Origin of the sequence: Kitasatospora sp. NPDC057198, from assembly GCF_042670125.1 — a bacterium.
GTDB lineage: Bacteria > Actinomycetota > Actinomycetes > Streptomycetales > Streptomycetaceae > Kitasatospora.
Genome location: NZ_JBHUWH010000503.1, coordinates 1 through 5,470, shown reverse-complemented (window position 1 = coordinate 5,470; position 5,470 = coordinate 1). Strand labels below are relative to the sequence as shown.

The 5,470-nt window shown below is 75.7% G+C and carries 3 protein-coding genes; 1 reads left to right on the top strand and 2 read right to left on the bottom strand.

What is annotated here, in order from left to right; translation table 11 throughout:
* Positions 1-44 precede the first annotated feature (44 nt).
* A complete protein-coding gene (locus ACFUEL_RS34160; RefSeq protein WP_380241213.1) occupies positions 45-1,244 on the bottom strand; it encodes a globin domain-containing protein in 1,200 nt (399 codons plus the stop codon).
* 10 nt (positions 1,245-1,254) lie between these two features.
* Positions 1,255-1,671: a globin domain-containing protein gene (locus ACFUEL_RS34155; RefSeq protein WP_380241211.1), complete on the bottom strand. Its 417-nt coding sequence runs from the start codon at positions 1,669-1,671 to the stop codon at positions 1,255-1,257.
* A 299-nt stretch (positions 1,672-1,970) separates the two neighbouring features.
* Here ACFUEL_RS34155 and ACFUEL_RS34150 point away from each other — a divergent pair.
* The coding region (locus ACFUEL_RS34150) for an Ig-like domain-containing protein (RefSeq protein WP_380241209.1) at positions 1,971-5,470 on the top strand (3,500 nt) is incomplete at its 3' end.

The following is a 5,470-nucleotide window of genomic DNA, read 5'->3' as shown; positions in this document are numbered from 1 at the left end:
CTGCCGCCCCCCGTTGTGGTGGTCGGGGGGCGGCAGGGCCGGCGTCAGCCGAGTTCGGTCCGGTTGATCCACGGCACGTCGCGTTCCTCCAGGAACCACTCCGCGGGGGTGAGCGGGCGGCTGCGGTTGAAGGTGGCCGTGACGGGGTCGTGCCGGACGTGCTCGGACTCGGCCCCCTGCCGCAGGAGTTGGGCGCGGACGGCGGGGACGAGGTCGGGCGGCCCGGCCAGGTGGACGTCGTGGCCGGAGCAGTCCCCGTACCCCTCCAGCCCCTCGCGCAGCAGCCGGGCGGCCTCGCTGCGGGAGGCGCCGCGTTCGGGTGCGGAGAGCACGGCGTGCAGCCAGGCGTGCTCCTTGACCAGGCCGTGCACGGAGTCGAGGTCGTACTGGTCCTCGTCCCCGCGGGCGGCGACGAAGACCGTGGCGGGCCGTCCGCCGTCCCGGGCGAGCTGTTCCAGCAGGGCCTTGACCGGGGCCCAGCCGGTACCGGCGGCGACCATCAGCAGCGGTTGCCCGGAGTCCGGGGCGAGCACGGCCTCGCCGAGCGGCGGCCCGAGCCGGACGCGCTCGCCGCGCCCGGCCTCGTCGACCAGCGCGGTGGACAGCAGCCCGTCGGGGACCCGGCGGACGTGCAGTTCCAGGGTGTGGTCGGGACGGGGTGCGCAGGCGACCGAGTAGGGCCGCCAGACCTGCGGGCGCCGGTCGGAGCAGACCGTCAGGTACTGGCCCGCGGTGAACGGGTACGGCCGGTCGGGCCGCAGGGTGAGCACCGCGAGGTCGGGGGCGGCGCGGTGGTGGCCGACGATCTCGGCGTCCCACCAGCGGGGGGTGGACTCGGGGACGGCCGCGGCGGCGTCGATCATGGCCTGCGAGATGACGGTGTACGCCTCCAGCCACGCCTGCTCGATCTCCGGGGTCCAGTAGTGGCCGGAGAAGTGCTTGAGCGCGGCGATCAGGCTGGCGCCGACGGCGGGGTAGTGCTCGGGCGCGGCCCGGAACTTCCGGTGGTCGCGCCCGAGCGCCGCCAGGTAGCCGGTGAGCTCCTCCGGCTCCTCCAGGCGCACCACGAGCTGGGTGAGCGCGGCGAACAGGCGGTCGCGCTGTTCGGCGAGCCTGGCCGGGAAGAGCTCTTCGACGCCGGGGTTGTTGGTGAACAGGTGGGCGTAGAAGAACTTGGTCAGCTGATCGGCGCGGCGCTCGACGACGGCGAAGCTGGCGCGGATGACCGCGGGGTCGAAGGGCACCGGGGGGCTCTCAGCCCGCGGTTTCTTCGGTCATTGCCGCGCTCATGACATCCGTGATGACGCCGTAGAGCGCCGTCCACGCCGCTTCGATCTCCGGGGTCCAGGCGTCGCCCGCGAAGTGCGCGAGGGAGGCGAGCAGGCTGGCCCCGACGGCGGGGAAGTGCTCGGGGAGGGCGCCGTACCCGGCGTGCCGGCGGCCGAGGCCCTGGAGCACGTTCACCACGGTGTCGGTGTCCTCGAGCTTGTTGACCAGGGTGCCGATGGCGGCCCAGAGGCGGTCCTGCTGCTCGTTCATGTGCTCGGCGAAGAGCTTGCGCACGCCCGGATTGTGCTCGAACAGGTGTGCGTAGAAGTAGGCGGTGACCTCGCTGCCGTGGGGCTCGACGGCGGCGAAGCTGCTCTTGATGAGAGTGGGATCAATCGTCACGCCCGCCGACTCTACTGATAAACCCACCAATTCGAACAGGGCGGTGTGACCAATGGTCAACAACTGGGCGGTACCACCCGATTGATGCCTGTTCACGGGAGTTGACGGTGAGTCGGGCGGGTATCCCGATGCTGCCGACCGAGTGGCCACCAATCGGGTGGTATCAGATGAAATGACCAGGTGTCGCGGTATGACCGAAACCAGATCGTGATTCCCTTTTGTCGGATCGTCATGAGCATTCGGGTGCATGGCGGTCGGACCGCGATCACGGCGGCCGACGACACCGAGAGGAGAGCCGGATGTGCCGACAGTTCCCCCACCGGGCCCCGGCCCCCGACGCCCGCCCGGCCGACCGCGACCGGCCGCGGCCCAGGATCGGCCGACGCACCGCCGTCCTGATCGCCACCGGCCTGCTCACCGGCGCCCTCGCGCCGCCGACCGCCGCCCAGCAGAGCCCGGACGCCTGGTCCGCCGAGCGCCGCGCCGTGCTGCCCTCCGGCCTCGCCGTCCAGTTCGACTACGCGGCCGTCCCCGGGGTGGGCGTCGACACCGCCCCCGGCAGGCTCGCCGACCTCCCCGGCGGCAGCGGCAGCCCCTACACCGACGGCATCCGCCCCGGCGACCCCGCCGAGACCTTCCTGGCCGCCGAGCGCCGCCCCCGCGCCGACGGCTCCTGGCACACCCTCGGCACCCTCCAGCTCTCCTTCTCCCGCCCCGTCCGCAACCCCCGACTGCACGTCAGCGGCCTGGTCGGCACCGCCACTTCGAAGGACGGCAGCACCACCACCGGCACCCGGCTGACCGTCACCGGCGGCAGCCCCGCCGCCCCCGCCCTGGTCGGCCGCACCGGCTGGCACGGCTGGACGGTCGGCTCCGGCGAACTCGCCCCCGCCGACACCGCCCCCGCCGGCCCGGCCGACGGCTCCGGCACGCTCGAACTGGCCGGCACCGTCTCCACCGTGTCGCTGCGCGTCGAGCAGCGCTCCACCGCCGAGAACGGCTCCACCACCCCGCCCGCCCCGCTCCGCCAGGCGTACACCGTCACCCTCGACGAGGGCCTCGGCAGCGCCCCGCAGGAGTACGGGAACGTCTCCCACCTGGTCTCCGACCTGTTCCTCGGGCAGGACGCCACCACCTCGGCGACCCGGGCCCGCCCCGGCCTCGCCCAGTCCGTCGAGCAGCCGCTGCAACCCGGCCCGCCCGCGAGCCCGCCCCCGCCGGCCCCCGACGCCGGCCCGGTCGCCCCCAGCGTGGAGGTCGACGGCGGGGAGGGCCGCCGCAGCCCCTGGGCCAGCCCGCCCCCGCCGCTGCTCCAGCCCGGCCGCGCCGAGTACCAGGGCGCCGACCCGACGCTGGCCTTCCCCACCGAGGCCGCCGTCGGCCGCTACTACCACCTGGACGTGCCGGTGGCCGCGGGCGGCGCCCCCGCCGTCCTGGCCGGCTGGATCGACTTCGACCACAACGGCCGCTTCGACCCGCTGGAGCGGGTCCAGGCCGACGTCCCCGCCGGTGCGGACCACGCCGCCCTGGAGTGGCAGGTCCCGGCCGGGGCCGCCGCCGGCGACACCTGGGTCCGGCTGCGGCTGGCCCGCAACGGCTCCCAACTCGTCGCCCCCGGCGGTTTCGCCGACTCCGGGCAGGTCGTCGACCAGAAGGTCGGCATCTCGATCGGCGCCGCCAAGCCCCAGGTCGGCCTCCCCGTCCCCGGCACCACCACCCGGGAGACCCGCCCCGAGTTCCGCGGCGACGGCGCGGTCGCCGGGGCGAGCATCGCCGTCCAGGAGAACGGCACCACCCTGTGCACCGCCAAGGCCGGCAACGACGGCTCGTGGAACTGCCGCCCCGACCGGGCCCTGGACGAGGGCACCCACACCCTCGCCCCGGTGGAGACCACCCGCAGCGGCATGGTGCTGCACGGTGACGAGTTCCGACTGACCGTCAGGACCACGCCCCCCACCGCCCCCGTGCTCACCCTGCCCGCCTACACCAACGACCCCGGCCTGCTGCTCACCGGCCTCGGCGAACCCGGCTCCACCGTCACCGTCACCGCGGACGCCCCCGACCGCAGCGGCGGCGAAATCTGCTCCACCGCGGTCGCCGCCGACGGCACCTGGTCCTGCCTGCCGGTCGAGAACCTCGCCGACGGCCGCTACCAGCTCACCCCGCACGCCGCCGACGGCGCGGGCAACCGCTCGGACGGCAAGCCGGTCGCCCTCGCCGTCGACACCGCCGCCCCCGACCGCCCGCAGCTCACCGCCCCCGGCGGCGGCGAACTCCTGCACACCGCCCGCCCCAAGCTCACCGGCCGCGCCGAGCCCGGCACCACCGTCACCGTCACCGCCGCCACCGGCCACGGCGACGAACGCACCACCGTCTGCAGCGCCGTCACCGCCCCCGACGGCACCTGGTCCTGCACCCCCACCCGCGACCTCGCCTCCGGTGACCTCACCCTCCTCCCCACCGCGACCGACCCCGCGGGCAACGGCACCCCGGGCGAGCCGGTGCCGGTCCGCGTCGCCGCGACGGCGGGCGGTACGGGGAGCGCGAGTGCCAGCGCGAGCCCGAGCCCGAGCGCCAGTGCCAGCCCGAGCGCCAGTGCCAGTCCGAGCGCGAGCCCGAGCGTTGACACCAGTGCGAGTGCAAGTGCGAGTGCGGGCCCGAGTGTTGACGTGAGTGCGAGCCCGAGCGTGTCGGCTTCCGGGTCTGCGGCGCCGTCGAGCGCTGCCGCTTCCGGGGTGCCGGAGGTGACCGCGCCCGTGCCGCCGGAGGTGCTGCCGGTCGTGGTGCCGCCGGTGGTCGACCAGAGCGGTCCGAGCGCGAGCCCGGGTGTTGACGTGAGTGCGAGCCCGAGCGTGTCGGCTTCCGGGTCTGCGGCGCCGTCGAGCGCTGCTGCTTCGGGGGAGCCGGAGGTGACCGTGCCGGTGCCGCCGGAGGTGGTGCCGATCGTGGTGCCGGTCCTGCCGCCGACGACGGGCGATCAGGGCGCTGCGAGCCCGAGTTCGAGCCCGAGTTCGAGCCCGAGCCCGAGTCCGTCGGTGTCGGCCTCCGCGTCCGGTGCGCCGTCGGGCGGTGCGACTGCGGGCCCCGGCGTCTCGGCCTCGCCCTCCGCCTCCGCTTCCGGGTCCGCCTCCGGCCTGCCGTCGAGCGCTGTTCCGTCGGTCTCGCCCCCGGTGGAGCCCGAGGTGACCGCGCCGGTGCCGCCCGAGCTCCTCCCGGTCGTGGTGCCGCCGGTGGTCGACCAGGGCGGTGTGGCCGCCAGCCCGACGCCTGAGCCCACACCCACGCCCACGCCCACGCCCGTGCCCTCCGCGTCGCCGACGGCACCGGTGAGCCCGTCTCCCTCCGGCGTGCCGTCCGCCGTGGACGTCTCGGCCGAGCCCGCGTTGACGCTGCCAGTGCCGTCGGAGGTGCTGCCGGTCGTGGTGCCGGTGGCGCCCGCCGCTCCGACGGCGGACCAGTCGGTGGACGTGCCGAGCCCGTTGCCGCCGGTGCCCGTCGCGCCGGAGCCGGCGCCGCCCGGGGTGCCGGCGCGGCAGGTGGCGCCCGCGACGGTCACGCCGACCGTGCCCGCGCCCGTGCCCGCGCCCGCGACCACGCGTCCGCCGGTCGCGACGCCGTCTGCTGCGACGCCGCCGGTCGGTACGCCACCGGTCGGTACGCCGTCGGCGGTGGTGCCGACTTCGACCCGGAGGGCTTCGGCCGCCGCGACGGTGCTGTCCGCCGCGCCGTCGCCCGTCGCCGGGTCGTCCGCTCCGGTTGCCGAGGCCGAGACGTCCGCGGACGGCACCGCGGCGGAGCC